12 protein-coding genes are annotated in these 13,839 nt (G+C 71.8%); 7 read left to right on the top strand and 5 right to left on the bottom strand.

The genetic code is table 11. The annotated features are described in order from the left end of the window. Window positions 1–192: 192 nt before the first annotated feature. A complete protein-coding gene (locus ACGFW6_RS23895; RefSeq protein ID WP_393513288.1) occupies window positions 193–1,653 on the bottom strand; it encodes a PLP-dependent aminotransferase family protein in 1,461 nt (486 codons plus the stop codon). Window positions 1,654–1,700: 47 nt separating this feature from the next. Here ACGFW6_RS23895 and ACGFW6_RS23890 point away from each other — a divergent pair, with 47 nt between their 5' ends. Further along, window positions 1,701–2,618 (top strand): DMT family transporter, encoded by a 918-nt coding sequence (locus ACGFW6_RS23890; protein WP_393513285.1) that lies wholly within the window; start codon window positions 1,701–1,703, stop codon window positions 2,616–2,618. Window positions 2,619–2,654: 36 nt separating this feature from the next. Here ACGFW6_RS23890 and ACGFW6_RS23885 read toward each other — a convergent pair whose 3' ends face one another. After that, window positions 2,655–3,485 (bottom strand): alpha/beta fold hydrolase, encoded by an 831-nt coding sequence (locus ACGFW6_RS23885; protein WP_393513282.1) that lies wholly within the window; start codon window positions 3,483–3,485, stop codon window positions 2,655–2,657. A gap of 145 nt (window positions 3,486–3,630) precedes the next feature. Here ACGFW6_RS23885 and ACGFW6_RS23880 point away from each other — a divergent pair, with 145 nt between their 5' ends. The 4 genes from ACGFW6_RS23880 (at window position 3,631) to ACGFW6_RS23865 (ending at window position 8,594) form a co-directional block, all read left to right on the top strand. Next, complete coding sequence (locus tag ACGFW6_RS23880) at window positions 3,631–4,515, top strand: RNA polymerase sigma-70 factor (RefSeq protein ID WP_393513279.1); 885 nt, start codon at window positions 3,631–3,633, stop codon at window positions 4,513–4,515. Between the two features lie 819 nt (window positions 4,516–5,334). Then, window positions 5,335–5,808, top strand: coding sequence for a hypothetical protein (locus tag ACGFW6_RS23875; protein ID WP_393513276.1), 474 nt, complete (start codon window positions 5,335–5,337; stop codon window positions 5,806–5,808). Window positions 5,809–6,506: 698 nt separating this feature from the next. After that, the gene (locus tag ACGFW6_RS23870) at window positions 6,507–6,659 is read left to right on the top strand and encodes a hypothetical protein (protein ID WP_393513274.1); all 153 of its coding nucleotides are present in this window, start codon (window positions 6,507–6,509) and stop codon (window positions 6,657–6,659) included. A 1,173-nt stretch (window positions 6,660–7,832) separates the two neighbouring features. Next, window positions 7,833–8,594 (top strand): GntR family transcriptional regulator, encoded by a 762-nt coding sequence (locus tag ACGFW6_RS23865; protein WP_393513271.1) that lies wholly within the window; start codon window positions 7,833–7,835, stop codon window positions 8,592–8,594. 296 nt (window positions 8,595–8,890) lie between these two features. Here ACGFW6_RS23865 and ACGFW6_RS23860 read toward each other — a convergent pair whose 3' ends face one another. The 3 genes from ACGFW6_RS23860 to ACGFW6_RS23850 all read right to left on the bottom strand — a co-directional run bounded on the left by ACGFW6_RS23860 (window position 8,891) and on the right by ACGFW6_RS23850 (window position 12,042). Further along, window positions 8,891–10,048: an ROK family transcriptional regulator gene (locus ACGFW6_RS23860; protein WP_393513268.1), complete on the bottom strand. Its 1,158-nt coding sequence runs from the start codon at window positions 10,046–10,048 to the stop codon at window positions 8,891–8,893. Between the two features lie 147 nt (window positions 10,049–10,195). Further along, window positions 10,196–10,858 (bottom strand): response regulator, encoded by a 663-nt coding sequence (locus tag ACGFW6_RS23855; RefSeq protein ID WP_393513265.1) that lies wholly within the window; start codon window positions 10,856–10,858, stop codon window positions 10,196–10,198. A 14-nt stretch (window positions 10,859–10,872) separates the two neighbouring features. Beyond that, window positions 10,873–12,042, bottom strand: a complete 1,170-nt coding sequence (locus ACGFW6_RS23850) for a sensor histidine kinase (RefSeq protein ID WP_393513262.1) — start codon at window positions 12,040–12,042, stop codon at window positions 10,873–10,875. Window positions 12,043–12,150: 108 nt separating this feature from the next. Between ACGFW6_RS23850 and ACGFW6_RS23845 the strand changes: the two genes are divergently transcribed. Both ACGFW6_RS23845 and ACGFW6_RS23840 read left to right on the top strand, forming a co-directional pair. Continuing rightward, a complete protein-coding gene (locus ACGFW6_RS23845) occupies window positions 12,151–13,071 on the top strand; it encodes an ATP-binding cassette domain-containing protein (protein ID WP_393513259.1) in 921 nt (306 codons plus the stop codon). A gap of 2 nt (window positions 13,072–13,073) precedes the next feature. After that, window positions 13,074–13,799, top strand: coding sequence for an ABC transporter permease (locus tag ACGFW6_RS23840; protein WP_393513256.1), 726 nt, complete (start codon window positions 13,074–13,076; stop codon window positions 13,797–13,799). The last annotated feature ends 40 nt before the right edge of the window (window positions 13,800–13,839 follow it).

Here is a 13,839-nt window from a genome sequence, read left to right as displayed (position 1 = left end):
ACGTCGTCCGGGCGGGCCTCAGTCCCGCTCCGCGGCCGCGTGAGGACAGATCTCCGGCACGTCGTCCGGGCGGGCCTCAGTCCCGCTCCGCGGCCGCGTGAGGACGGATCTCCGGCACGTCGTCCGGGCCGGCCTTAGTCCCTGCACGTCGTCCGGGCCGGCCTCAGTCCCCCCACGTCGTCCGGGCCGGCCTCAGGCCCGCCCCGCGGCCACCGCCCGGGCCATCAGCCGCACACCGTTCCGGATCCGCGCGGGCGACAGATGGGCGTACCCCAGCACCAGCCGCACACCCCGCGGCCCGCCCGCACCGCTCCGGCTCCCGGCACGCGCGTGTGCGTAGTCCGTCAGCGGCCGCACCGCCACGCCGGCCGCCGTCACGCGCGCGAGGAACCGCTCCTCGGGGCCGTACCGCTCCGGCAGTGCGGCGATGACGTGCAGCCCCGCGGCGATGCCGGTGACCTCCGCGCCCGGGAAGTGCTCCTCCAGTGCGGCGACGAGGGTGTCGCGGCGCTCCCGGTAGGCGCGCTGACAGCGGCGGAGCTGGCGGTCGTAGTCGCCGCGCTCCACGAAGCGGGCGAACAGCGCCTGATCCAGGGTGGGATGACCGAGGTCCATGGTCCGCTTGCGCTCGACGACCTCCTCGGCCAGCGCCTCCGGCACGAGCAGCCAGCCGAGCCGCAGGCCCGGCGCGAGGGACTTGCTGACCGAGCCCGCGTACGCGACGCGCTCCGGGTCGAGCCCCTGCAGCGCGCCCACGGGTGCGCGGTCGTAGCGGAAGTCGCCGTCGTAGTCGTCCTCCAGGACGAACCCGTCGACGGAACGCGCCCAGTCGAGGAGTTCGGCACGTCGACGGGCCGAGTAGGCGATGCCGGTGGGGAACTGGTGGGCCGGGGTCGTCACGACCGACCTGACGCCCGACGCCCGCAGCGGGCCGAGGGCGAGCCCCTCGTCGTCCATCGGCACCGGCACGGTCGCGACGCCCGCCGCGGCGTAGAGGGCCTCGTGCTGCGGGCTGCCGGGGTTCTCCACACCGACCTCGCGCATGCCACGCGCGTGCAGCACGAAACCGAGCACCGTGGTCGCCTGCGACACCCCGGAGACGATCACGATGCGCTCGGGATCCGCGACCACGCCCCGGCGGCGCGCCAGCAGTTCGGCGAGCGCCGTGCGCAGCCGGGGCAACCCGCGCGGATCCGGATAGCCGAGCTCGTGGTGCGGCAGCTCGGCCAGCACCCCGCGCTGTGCCGCGGACCACGCGGCACGCGGGAACAGTGACACGTCCGGCGTCCCCGGGACGAAGTCGGCCCGTCCTGCGGCGGAGCGCGGAGCGAGGTCACGCGCGCGTGGCCGCGCGGCCCGGACCGCGTCGCCCACCCAGGTCCCGGCACCCCGCCCGCTGCGCAGATAGCCCTCCGCCGTCAACTGCTCGTACGCCTCGGTGATCAGTCCGCGGGACACTCCGAGGTCGGCCGCCAGATCCCGGCTCGACGGCAGCCGCGTGCCGGGTACGAGCCGCCCCGTACGCACCGCCTCCCGCAGCGCCGCCTGGAGCGAACGGCCACGCGCGCGTGCGGGCGCCGAGGCGGCGGGCAGCAGCAGCTCCCAGGCGGGCGACCCGGTGCCCGGGTCCGGATTGGTCCGCGATGCCGTCATGGAACTGGACCTTAATGCGGACCGCCGCGCTTCCTAGCGTCGCTGCCATGAACGCCACCACCACGCGCGGAGCCCTGCTCGCCGCGCTCGCCTGCGTCCTCGTCGGCGGGTCCTTCACCGCCAACAGCCTGCTCGGCGCGTACCCGTACGCGGGCGGCCAGTTCCTGCGCTACGGATTCGCCTGCCTGCTCCTCCTGCCCCTCGTCGGGCCGGGTGCCGCGGCCCGGCTCCGCGCCCTCACACCCCGCCAGTGGGCCCGCCTCGCGCTTCTCGCGGCCGTCGGCATGGTCGGCTTCAACCTCGCCGTCCTCGCCGCCGAACGCACCGCCGAGCCGGCCGTCCCCGGCGTCTTCGTCGGCTGCGCACCCGTCGTCGTGGCCGTGCTCGTGCCGCTGCTGGAAGGGCGCGGACCCCAACGTGTGGTCCTGAGCGGCGCGTCGCTGGTCGTGGCCGGTGCCTGCACGGTCCAGGGCTGGGGGCGCACCGACGGCGCCGGCATCGCCTTCTCGGTGTGCGCGCTGGCCGGCGAGGTCGGGTTCGCGGTGCTCGCCGTGCCCGTGCTGCGCCCGCTCGGCCCACGTCTGCTCTCCGCCACCGTGTGCGGCGTCGCCGCCGTCGAGTCCGCCGTGGCCGGGTCGGTGCTCGACGGCGGCTCCTTGCTGCGCCGGCCCGACGCCACCGAGACCGCCGCCCTGCTGTGGCAGGCGGCGATCGTCACCGTCGTCGGCTTCGTGTGCTGGTACATGGGCATGCAGCGGATCGGCGCCGAACGGGCCACCCTGTTCTCCGGCCTCATCCCCGTCGCCGCCGCCTGCACCGCACCCCTGGTCGGAACCGGCTCCTACGGCGTTCCGCAGGCGGTGGGCAGTGCGCTGGTCGGCGCGGGGGTCGCCCTGGGATGCCGTACGCGCCCCTCGCCCCCGCGATACGAGGGGTCGCCTCCGCTGGTGCGTAAACAGGTATGAAAGCCCGCCGGGGCGGATGGTCCTCGTACGGCTCTGTCAGCGGCTGCCGTCGAGCAACACCCGGGCGACCAGGGCCGGATCGTCACTCATCGGCACATGGCCGCAGCCGGGCAGACGCACCAGCCGGGCCCGGGGGATGATCCGCTTCGCGCGGACGCCCTGCCGGGGCACCAGGAGCCGGTCCTTGCTGCCCCACGCCACGGTGACCGGAATCCCCGACACGTCGTCGGTGAACCGCACCTCTTTGCCGGAACGGAGGGTCTCGAAGAAGCCCTCCGCGCGGGCCAGCCCGAGAGTCTCGGCGACCACGGACTCGGGCGAACGGCGGCCGGGGCGGGCGTAGATGGTGCTCGTCAGGGTGGCGCGGCCGGCCGCCGAGCGGGACAGCCACTCGACGAGGGGCAGCGGCATGCGCTCGGCGGTCCGCCGCATCCCCGTCAGGACCGTGAAGGCGTACTGCCGCTCCAGCTGCGACCAGAACCCGGCGGGGGACAGGGCCGTGACCGAGCGCGCGAGGTTCGCGCGGCCCAGCTCCAGGGCCAGCAGGCCGCCCAGCGAGTTGCCCGCGACATGCGGCCGCTCCAGCTCCAGGGCCTCGCACAGCGCTCTGAGCACGACGCTCATCGACGCCAGATCGTGCCCCAGTCCGGCGGGCAGTGCGGGGGACTCGCCGCACCCGGGCAGGTCCACGGCTATCACGTCCCGCTCGCCCTCCAGGACGGGTATGACCGGGTCCCACACCTGACGGTGGTGGCCGATGCCGTGCAGCAGGAGCAGCGGGTCGCCGGTGCCCACGCGCGCGTAGGAGAGGGTCATGCTCTTCGGGCCGTGCGGGGTGGGGACTTTGAAGGAGACGGTGGCGGACATGCTGCTCCTCGTCGGGGCTCACGGACAGGCGTCGGGTAGACAGCCTGTCAGCAATTGCTACCGACGGGTAGACCCCGGAGCGGAGCCCGGTACGCCCCGGCGATTTCGCCTGGACAGGGCCCGTCGGGTGGGCTGGGATGGTGGCGTGACCACCGGAACCGAGACCGATGTCTTCGAAGAGCACCGTCCCGTCCTGCTGGGCGTCGCCTACCGCATGCTGGGCCGCGTGGCCGACGCGGAGGACGTCGTACAGGACGCGTGGCTGCGCTGGTCCGGCGCCGACCGGTCCGAGGTGCGCGAGCCGCGCGCCTATCTGGTGCGCGTCACCACCCGCCTCGCCATCGACCGGCTGCGCCAGGTCAAGGCGCGCGGCGAGACCTACACCGGTCCCTGGCTGCCGGAGCCGTACGTCACCGACTTCGGCGACACCGTCCCCGACACCGCGGAGCGCGCCGTCCTCGCCGACTCCGTCTCCCTCGCCGTCCTCGTCGTCCTGGAGTCGCTGTCACCGCTGGAGCGGGCGGTGTTCGTGCTCAGGGAGGCCTTCGGCTATCCGTACGGCGAGATCGCCGTCATGCTCGACCGCGGCGAGGCGGCGGTGCGTCAACTCGCCGGACGCGCCCGAAAACACGTCGACGAACGGCGCCCGCGCTACGAGGTCGACCCCACCCAGCGCCGCGACCTCACCGAGCGTTTCCTGGCCGCCGCCGCGGAGGGCGACCTGGAGGGGCTCATGTCGTTGCTGGCCCCGGACGTCCGGCTGGTCGGCGACAGCGGCGGCAAGGCCAAGGCGCCGCTGCGGGTCCTGGAGACGGCCGACCACGTGGGCCGCTTCATCGTCGGCGCGGCACGCAAGGGCGTCGACGAACTCTCCTGGCGCTTCCTGGAGATCAACGGCGGCATCGCGGTACTGGCCCTGTCCGGCGGCAAGCCCGACTCCGTCTTCCAACTCGACGTGCGGGACGGCCGGATCCAGGCCGTCTACATCATCCGCAACCCCGACAAGCTGCGGTCGCTGCCCACCGCCTAGGACTGTCCGGCGATCTCTGAGGGCGGCGGGCTCCAGAACCCGCGGATCTCGCGGTCGAAGGTCTCGCCGAGTGAGGTGGAAGGGCGGCATGGATACCGCTGTACTTGAGCAGATGCAGGACGAGGTCTTCGATCACTCTGTCGCTGCCGACGAAGATCTGGCGGGTCTCCCTGGATGACCGACCGAGTCGACCAGGAAACCGGTGTCGACGTTGACGGATACGTCTGGGGTGTCAAGTGGCACGCCCTGCACCGGGCGCCAAGCTCCTTCCCGAACCAACGCGCACAACATGACCTTGCTCTTCTCAGACCTTCAGGTGAGCGAGGTCCCGGTCGGATATGCGCCCTTTGTGACGGGGTAGGGATCAGGGTTCGTGTGATCTTGTGACTGCCGTCTGTCTGGTCGTTCTTACTGTCCTGGGGCGGGGTGATCCGAGTGATGCCGAGTGGGACCGGGTGGAGCCGCGCCTGCCGGCGTCGGGGCGGCCTGGTGGGGAGTCACTGCAGAGATCAACGACGTCTTGTTCCGCGTCCGGACGCCATTCCGCGGCGGAGTACGTGGGGACCGGATCCCGTGTGCCTTCCAGGCCGCCGACGGCGGCCTCGCGGGTTGGTTCGACTGGAGCACGATCAGCGTCGATTCGACGTCCTGCCGTGCCCGTCGGCACGCGGCTGGCGCTCGAAGCAGCCACTCCGCAAGCCGCAACGGTGCACTGCCTGGGGCCCCGTGGCGCGCGTCTTTCGAGCGCCCACGACAGTAGCCGGGCGATATGGTCAGGAATAGTGCGGCGACCACCGTGCGCCGGGTACGGTCACCGCCATGATCAGTCAGATATTGACGCTGGTTGGCGTACTCGTCGGTGCACTGACTTCCTATTTTTCCGTCACCATGACCGAACGCTCCAAGCATCGGCGTGAGATGGCAATCCGCTGGGACCAACGAAAGCTCGACGCTTACATCGAGTACGCCGCGTGCGTGAAGGAAGTGGCCGATTTTGCGAGGCGCTCTCGCCTTGTTGATGAAGGCTCAGATGCCCACAGAGAGTTAATGACCGAGATGGAGGCAGGCGAGCGCAAACGCTCAGCCCTTTTCGAAGGCCTCGTGCTGCTGGCAGCTCCACGAGTGATCGAGGCAGCCCATGCGGTCAACCTCACGCTGCGAGGGCTGCTTGAGCAGGCACGCAGGCATGAACCTCCACTTGCTCGGTACGGCTTCACCGAGCGCCTGAACGCCTACCACGAGCGGGTTCGAGAGGACCTAGGCATAAGCACGAATTCGTGGCCGGTGATCTGAGGCTGTCGGCCCTGGACCGCAGCACCCACTCATTCCATACCTGCCCAGTTCAGGATCGCTGCCACGCCGACCCTTGCAAATGGGGTCCCTCGGCACACCATGCCAGCACCAGTTGGCCCGTGCTGCGGCTCGATCAGCAGCAGCGGTCCCGCGTTATCGAGATCATCCGCAACCTCCATGGGCTGACTCGACGAGGCTGAAAGTTCCCGGTCAGCTTCAGCGCCGCCATGGCAAGGAGCCTCAACTGGTCGACTTCTGCATGCCGCTCTTCACTGACTCGCCCCCTGAACAAGAGGCGTTCGCTTCTAGGGCTGCGACTGGTGGTGACAAGCACAGGGACACCCGGCTCCCGGGCATCTTCCTGCGCGATAGGCGCGATCGACCGACCCGCCTTCCTGCAAGGCGACTAGAAGTCTGCCGAAACCAGAGACCGAGTCACCATCGGAGATCTCCTCGCCGGACGCTTCCGCAAGCTTGCGCCGTGCGATGGCGAAGCCACAGGCGTATTCGGCTACATGCCAGGCAACCAGGGCATCGAGGTAGGCGACTGCCTCGTCCCTCCGCTGACCGCGGACAGCACCCCGGGCCAAGGCACTGCGACCCGCTTCAATCCGCTCAAAGCACCAGAGAAGGGTGAAGTAAGAGGTCAGAGCCTGGCTCCAGTCTGCACGGCTGGATACCGAGACGAAGTCGCCGTAATGAAGGCTTCCGACGACCTTGCGGGCCGCAGCGACCTCTCCTGTCGTCAGATCTTGATGCAACGCTCGGGCACCTTCGAAGCGCGCACGTTGGTGTTCGGACCGGAAGGCAAGCAGGGCTACGACCACCGCTGCCAGTGCCAGGATCGTTGACGACACCCCAGCAAGAGCTGACCACGCGTCCGCCCCCCATGGTCATCCTTCCTCTGGCAGGAGCTCTGAAGCATTTCCGCGCTCGTCCCAACCCTGTCCGGTTTCGCCCACCACCATGCGGTTGCTGGCTCGGAAGGGGCCGGTGAACTCACCCACCCATCCCTGGCGAACGGGTTCGAGCCACCGCGACGCAGCAACAGGGTCCTGGGCGACCTGATCCCGCATCCGTCTTTCAGGGGGACCGCGCATGGCTGGTTCGCCGCTAGGACTTGTCCGGCCGATCATGGCCGCGGGCGGCCAGACGTGCTGCCCGGGTGAACATCCTCGGCAAGTTCTCTGTAGCGCCGGACGACACGTCAGAGGCCATGGCTCTCCAGACCGGACCGATGGCATTTGCGTCGCTCTCCTTCGGCATCTTCGATCCCGAGGAAGCCGTGGTTGAGTGGGGAGTGCCTCGTCGCAGGCGGCCGCTTCGAGGAGCCCCTTGAAGCTGGCGAGCCACGTATCGATCCCTGAGCCAGGACGTCTGCTGTTGGGGCGCGTAGGAGTTCATGCTCGGAGACAGATCGCGACGGACGCCTCGGTGGCGGTGCCGAGGAGGAAGTACCCCGCTTGTCAGAGCGGGTGTCGATCGCCCGGGACTGTTTCAGGCAGTTGATCGCCCGCTCGACGGCGTTGCGCTTCTTGTATGGGTCCTCGTCGAAGCCAGGCCGCCGTCGGGCCAGTCAGTCCCTGCGTGGGCGGGTGGCTGGGCTGTCCGCCTACGCAGGGATGATGCTGCGAATGCCCTGCCGGCGCAGGTACTCGCGGACGGTGCCGGACTTGCACGCCCTGTCGGCCGAGAAGCTGTCCGGCTTCCTGCGTGGCCTTCCGGGCGCTGGGCCTTGGGTCGCGGGTCTTCTCCAGCAGCGCGAGGGACTGGGTGCAGTCAAGTCGTGGTCCGTCCGGAGAGCCCCGTCGATGCGACGGGGGCTTTGCCGTCATGTAACAAATGCCGTTCTGTACGAACGTGCCGTGAACGCTCCCGGGCGGCACGGGCATGCGCGGACATGGGATGCAGGATTGGTATTGACCAAGGGTGAGGGCCGCCCTATGGTCGCAGATAAGTGCAACAACCTTTAATAAACAAGGGCGCTAAAACGCCGCCGGGCCACGGCGATTGCGGAGGACAGGGTGGGGACCACGCAACTGGAATCGGTGCCGGAACCGAAGTACTGGCATCTGAGGACCGTGCTCAGTGAGGCACTGGACTCGGAGTTCTCCGTGGGCGAGATCCTGCCCAACGAGCGCGACCTGGCGGCCCGCTTCGGCGTCGCCCGCGCCACGCTCCGCCAGGCTCTCGAACAGCTCGAACTGGAAGGCAGGCTCCAGCGCCGCCGCGGTGTCGGTACGACCGTCGCGCCGCCGCGCGTGGGGGTGGCCGTCGGCACGGAGCAGCACGCCTGGCCGGGCACGGTCGCGGATGTCTGGCAGACCACGGACTGCGCGCTGGAGGTGCCGCCCGCCGCGGTGGCCGACGCCCTGGAGACCGGCCGCGACGAGCCCGTGCACATCGTGCGCCGCTCGCGTGTGACGCACGGCCAGCCCGTCGCCGCCGAATTGCTCCACATCCCGCAGACGTCGGTGCCCGACCTCTCCGGCATCGACGCCCCGTCCGGGGCGGCACGCGCGCGTGCCGTGCTGCGCGAGTTGCACCGGCTTCAGCTGGAGGGGCAGGACAGTGCCGTCGAGCTGGGCTCGGCCCGCGCCGACGACGCGAAGGCGCTGGACCGCCTCCCCGGGGCGCCCGTCCTCGTCGTGACGACGCGCTACCTCGCCGAGGGCCGCACCGCGGCGCTGTCGCTCGCGACGTACCGCGCGGACACCTGCCGGCTGACCTTCGGCGACTCCGGCGGTGTGGAGATACACGAGAACCCCGAGCGGCGGGCTTCCTGACGCCGCCCCCAGCCGCACACGCCGCGCGCCCCGGATTCGTTCCGGGGCCCGCGGCATTGTCGTGTACGGGGGAGAGGACCCGGGCGTCCGGCGCTTGAGCGCTGACCGCGCGAGGCCGGTCTGAGCCGTCCCGTCCACCTCGCCGAGCCGAGCCGAGCCGGGCCGAGCCGACCCGAGCCGGGCCGAGCCGACCCGAGCCGAGCCGGGCCGACCCGGGCCGAGTCGAGCCAGGCGGGGTCGGCTCTCCGTCGTCCAGTCCGTGCGACCGGGTGGGGACGGTCGTACGTCCCGAGCCGTCAGCGGCGCCCCGTCACCGTGCCCTCCACCGCGAACAGCTGCTCCTCCACGTGGTCGAGGGCGAGACGTAGCGCGCCCGTCGCGACGGCCGCCTCGCCGAGGAGGGAGAGGGCGACGTTGGGCGGGCGCAGGCAGTAGCGGGCCAGTTCGCGGCGCAGGGGCTCCAGCACGCCGTCCAGACCGGCCGCCCAGCCGCCGACGACGACCAGCTCGGGATCCAGGGCGAGGACCAGCGCGGCCACGTCGTGGACGAGGCGGTGGATGAAGCGGTCGACGGCCGCGAGGGCCTGTTGGTCGCCCTTGCGGGCCTGGGCGAAGACCTCGGCGACGGCGTGCTCGTCGAGGGGACGCAGGGGCTCGTCCGTGGTCGACAGCAGGGTCTCCGGTGTCGCCTCACGCCCCAGCAGATGCAGCGCGCCGATCTCACCGGCCGCCCCGCCGTACCCCCGGTGCAACTGCCCGCCGATCAGCGAACCGGCGCCCGGACTCAGCCCGGCCAGCACGAACACCACGTCGTCGGACTCGGTGGCGGAACCCTTCCAGTGCTCGGCGACCGCCGCCGCGTTCGCGTCGTTCTCCACCAGCACCGGGCACTTGAAGGAGCGGCTCAGCCGCTCGCCGAGCCGCAGCCCGGTCCACTCGGGCAGCGCGGCGCCCAGCCGCACGGTGCCGTCCGCGTCCACGATGCCCGGCGTCGCGACCCCCACGGCCCGCAGCGAGCCACGGGCGACACCGGCCCGGCGCAGCAGCTCGGCGACCCCCGTGCGCACCCGCTCCAGCCGCTCGTCGGCCGGAGCCGTCTCGTCCACGTCCTTGACGATGGAGCCGAGCACCCGGCCGTCCAGGTCGGCGAGGAGCGCGGCGACCCGGTGCGCGCCTATCTCCACACCCAGCAGATGCCCCGCCTCGGCCCGGAACCGGAACCGTCGCGCCGGCCGCCCCTGGCGCCGGGCCACGCTCTCGTCCGCCGCCTTCTCGACGACGTACCCCGCCTCGATGAGCCCCTCGACGACGCCCTCGACGGTCGGCCGGGACAGCCCGGTCACCCGGGTGATCTCCGTCAGCGTGGCGGCGTCCGTGGCACGCAGCGCGTGCAGCACCACCGCGGAGTTGATCCTTCGCAGCAGCGAGGGATCCCCGCCGGTCAGCTGCCCCAAAGCCCGTCCTCCCAGCTCGTGCGCGTGTTGGGCGGATGCTACTCGCCGGTGCGAACCCCGGCGAGTGGTGGGCACCGACGACCTGCCCGGGCGTCCGGACATCCGCATCCGCGACACCTGGCCTCCCGGTCCGCCCCGGACCCGGGATCACCCCGGCGCGACGAACCCCGACTCGTACGCCGTGATCACCGCCTGCGTGCGATCGCGCGCCCCCAGTTTCGCCAGGACGGCACTCACATGCGACTTCACAGTCTCTGTCCCGACCACCAGCCGGGCGGCGATCTCCGCGTTCGACAGCCCGCGCGCCATCAGCCGCAGCACCTCGGCCTCCCGCTCGGTCAGCCGGGCCCGCTCCAGGAGCGCGCGTGCCGCCCGGTTCCCGCCGTCGTCGCCGTACTCCGCGGCCAGTTGCCGCACGGAGGCCGGGAACAGCAGTGACTCGCCCTCGGCGACCAGCCGCACCGCGTGCACGATCTCGGCCGGCCGGGCCCGCTTCAGCAGGAACCCGTCGGCTCCGGCGCGCAGCGCCTCGTACACGTACTCGTCGTTCTCGAAGGTGGTCACGACGAGGATCTTCGGCGGCTCGTCGACCGTCCGCAGCACCGCACGCGTGGCCTCGATCCCGTCGAGCAGCGGCATCCGTACGTCCATGGCCACGACGTCCGGGCGCAGTTGCCGGACCAGGGGAATCACCGCGGCCCCGTCGGCGGCCTCTCCGACGACCTCGATGTCGGGCTGTGCCTCCAACACGGCCCGCAGACCCGCGCGTACGAGGGGTTCGTCGTCGACGAGGAGAACGGTGACCGGCATCCGGTCAGCCTAGATCAACTCACGGGCAGCTCTACATGAACCTGCCAGTCACCTTCGGCGGGGCCGGTCCGCGCGTGTCCGCCCAGCAGCGCCGCGCGCTCACGTATGCCACGCAGACCGCTGCCTCTGCCGGGACCGGCTGTGCCGGCGGTCAGCGGATTGCGGACGTCGAGGGTGAGCGTGCCGGCCGCGACCGCGATCCGTACCCGCGCCGGGACGGGCCCGGCGTGGCGCAGCACGTTCGTCAGCGACTCCTGGAGGATGCGATAGCCCTCCCGGGAGACCGGCCCGGGAACGGTGTCCAGGGGCCCCGTCATCTCGGCGTCGACCTTGGTCCCGGAGGCCCGCGCGGACTCCAGCAGACGGTCGGCGTCGGTGAGCGTCGGCCGGCTGCCCGCCGGCCGCTCGGACTCCCGCAGCACGCCGAGCACCCGCTCCAGGTCCTCCAGGGCGGCCCGGCCGGTCTCCTCGATGGCGCTCAGAGCCCGGTCGGTGAAGGCGGGATCACCGGCCGCGCGCGCGGCGCCCGCCTGGACGACGGCCACGGTCAGGGCGTGGCCGATGGAGTCGTGCAGTTCGCGGGCGATCCGCGTGCGCTCCAGGAGCTGCTCGGTGCGTTCCTCCAGCGCGGCCATGCGCTCGGCCGGGGAGGGGCCCAGCAGACGGAGGGCGAGCGCGGTGATGAGGTGGCCCGTGACGAGGACGGTCGCCCCGAGGGCGAGCAGGAACAGCGGCACCAGCAGGACGTGCCACCAGGCGTGACCGTCGAGGACCAACGGACCCCTGTCCCCGGAGCCGTGCCCGAACGGCGCCGCCGCCAGGTCCACTGTCGCGAAGACCAGTTGGGCGCAGAGCGCGAGCGTCACACAGCCCAGCAGCAGCCGCGCCTCCAGCCATACGACGAGCCGCCCCCGGTCGCCCCAGGACGCGGACGGCGCGGCCACGATGCCGGTGCTCTCGCTGTCGTGCCGGTGACCGGTCAGCAGCAGCCTGGCCTGCAACCCCTCCACCGTGCGCATCGCCGGGACCAGCCCCGCGAGCCCGAGCGCCGCGGCCGCGATCAGCCAGATCCACCACTCCTCCCGCACGAACAGCAGCAGGCTCGGCGCCACGACGGCGATGAACAGGTGCAGCCATCGTGTGTACGTCACCGCCCGGCCGAACGGGCGCAGCAAGCGGACCATTGCGCCATCGTGCCAGCCGCCACTGACAACGGACCTCCCCCGCACGGGGGAGCCGATCTCCACCGGCGGGGGAGGGCCCGGCCCCTCCTTCCGGGCCAGGCTGCTTCCATGACCAGCATCGAAGTCCAAGCCCTCACCAAGGAGTACGGCAGTCGGCGAGCCGTGGACGACCTCACCTTCACCGTCCTCCCCGGCCGCGTCACCGGGTTCCTCGGCCCGAACGGCGCCGGGAAGTCCACCACCCTGCGACTCGTACTCGGCCTCGACCGGCCGACCGCCGGCACCGCGACCGTCGGCGGCCGCGCCTACCCGACCCTGAGCGAACCCCTGCGCCACGTGGGCGCGTTGCTGGACGCCCAGGCGGCCCACGGCTCACGCACCGGCCGTGACCATCTGCGCGTCCTGGCGGCGAGCAACCGCATCCCGGACCGCCGGGTCGCCGAGGTGCTGGAGGAGACGGGCCTGGCTTCGGTGGCCCGGCGCCGGGTCAGGACGTACTCCCTGGGCATGCGCCAGCGGCTCGGCATCGCGGCGGCCCTCCTCGGCGACCCCGAGGTCGTCCTGCTCGACGAGCCGTCCAACGGACTCGACCCGGAAGGCATCATCTGGATCCGCGGGCTGCTGCGCCGCCTCGCGGAGGAGGGACGCACGGTCCTGGTCTCCAGCCACCTCATGAACGAGACCGCGTCCTTCGCCGACCACCTGGTCGTCCTCGGCCGGGGGCGCCTGCTGGCGGACACCCCGGTGCGGGAGTTCATCCACGCACGCGTGGAACCCCGCGTCCGTGTCCGCACCACCGACACCACCGCGCTCCGCGCGGCGCTCGTCCGGCACGGGCACGACGCCGTCCAGCACGAGGACGGGCACCTCGTCGTGCGCCACGCACGCGTGGACGACATCGGCCGGCTCGCCTCGGAGGCAGGCGTAGCCCTCCTCGAACTCGCCGCCGAGGAAGCCACCTTGGAGCAGGCCTACCTCGATCTGACGGCCGGAGAGACCGAGTTCACCGCACCGCTCCAGGGGGCCTGACCATGGCATTCGCGCCCGTACTCCACGCGGAGTGGCTCAAGATCCGTACGCTCCGTTCGCTGCCGGGAGCGCTGCTGGCGCTGTTCGCCGTGACCACGGCGTTCGCCGCTCTGGCCGCCGCCGACGGGAGCTCCGACCCCGAGTTCGACCCCCTCTTCACCTCGCTGTCCGGGGTCCTGCCCGGACAGATCGCCGCCGTCTCGTTCGGGGCCATGGCCGTGTCGTCGGAGTACCACGGGGGTGCCCTCCGGCTGACGCTCGCCGCGGCGCCGCAGCGCGGACGGTGGTTCGCCGCCAAGGTGACGGCCATCGCGGTGCCGACCCTGCTCGTCGGACTGCTCACCGCCCTCGCGGCCCTGCTCGTCGCCCGCGCGGCGCTCGGTTCGGCGGCGAGCGGACTCACTCCGGCCGAGCAGGTCCGCGGGGTCCTGGGGTGCGGGATCTACCTCATGCTCATGGCCCTGTTCGCGGCCGGCCTCACCGCCGTGCTCCGCAGCGGAGTGGCCACCCTGTCCGTGCTGATCCCGTTCGTCCTCGTGGTGTCCTTCGTCGTCGGCGACGCCGCGGGCACCGTGGCCGACTACTTCCCCGACAAGGCCGGCCAGATCGTCCTGCACCAGTCCTACGACGGCACCCTCGGGCCGTGGTCGGGCCTGACGGTGACCGCCCTGTGGACGGCGGCCGCCCTGCTCGCGGGGGTCTGGAGCGTGCGCCGCCGGGACGCCTGACGGCACGCCAATTGTCAGTGCCGCCGGGTTTACTGGACCC

The sequence above is a fragment of the Streptomyces sp. Y7 genome (genome assembly GCF_043195415.1).
Taxonomy (GTDB): Bacteria; Actinomycetota; Actinomycetes; order Streptomycetales; family Streptomycetaceae; genus Streptomyces.
Note: the sequence above shows the minus strand (reverse complement) of the source record. Positions and strands in the feature narration are given on the sequence as shown.

Excerpts from the sequence above, each read along its gene's own strand:
- ACGFW6_RS23885 (WP_393513282.1), bottom strand. The coding sequence starts at position 3,485 with ATGTCCGCCACCGTCTCCTTCAAAGTCCCCACCCCGCACGGCCCGAAG.
- ACGFW6_RS23895 (WP_393513288.1), bottom strand. The coding sequence starts at position 1,653 with ATGACGGCATCGCGGACCAATCCGGACCCGGGCACCGGGTCGCCCGCC.
- ACGFW6_RS23870 (WP_393513274.1), top strand. The coding sequence starts at position 6,507 with ATGAAGGCTTCCGACGACCTTGCGGGCCGCAGCGACCTCTCCTGTCGT.
- ACGFW6_RS23890 (WP_393513285.1), top strand. The coding sequence starts at position 1,701 with ATGAACGCCACCACCACGCGCGGAGCCCTGCTCGCCGCGCTCGCCTGC.
- ACGFW6_RS23845 (WP_393513259.1), top strand. The coding sequence starts at position 12,151 with ATGACCAGCATCGAAGTCCAAGCCCTCACCAAGGAGTACGGCAGTCGG.
- ACGFW6_RS23840 (WP_393513256.1), top strand. The coding sequence starts at position 13,074 with ATGGCATTCGCGCCCGTACTCCACGCGGAGTGGCTCAAGATCCGTACG.
- ACGFW6_RS23875 (WP_393513276.1), top strand. The coding sequence starts at position 5,335 with ATGATCAGTCAGATATTGACGCTGGTTGGCGTACTCGTCGGTGCACTG.
- ACGFW6_RS23855 (WP_393513265.1), bottom strand. The coding sequence starts at position 10,858 with ATGCCGGTCACCGTTCTCCTCGTCGACGACGAACCCCTCGTACGCGCG.
- ACGFW6_RS23850 (WP_393513262.1), bottom strand. The coding sequence starts at position 12,042 with ATGGTCCGCTTGCTGCGCCCGTTCGGCCGGGCGGTGACGTACACACGA.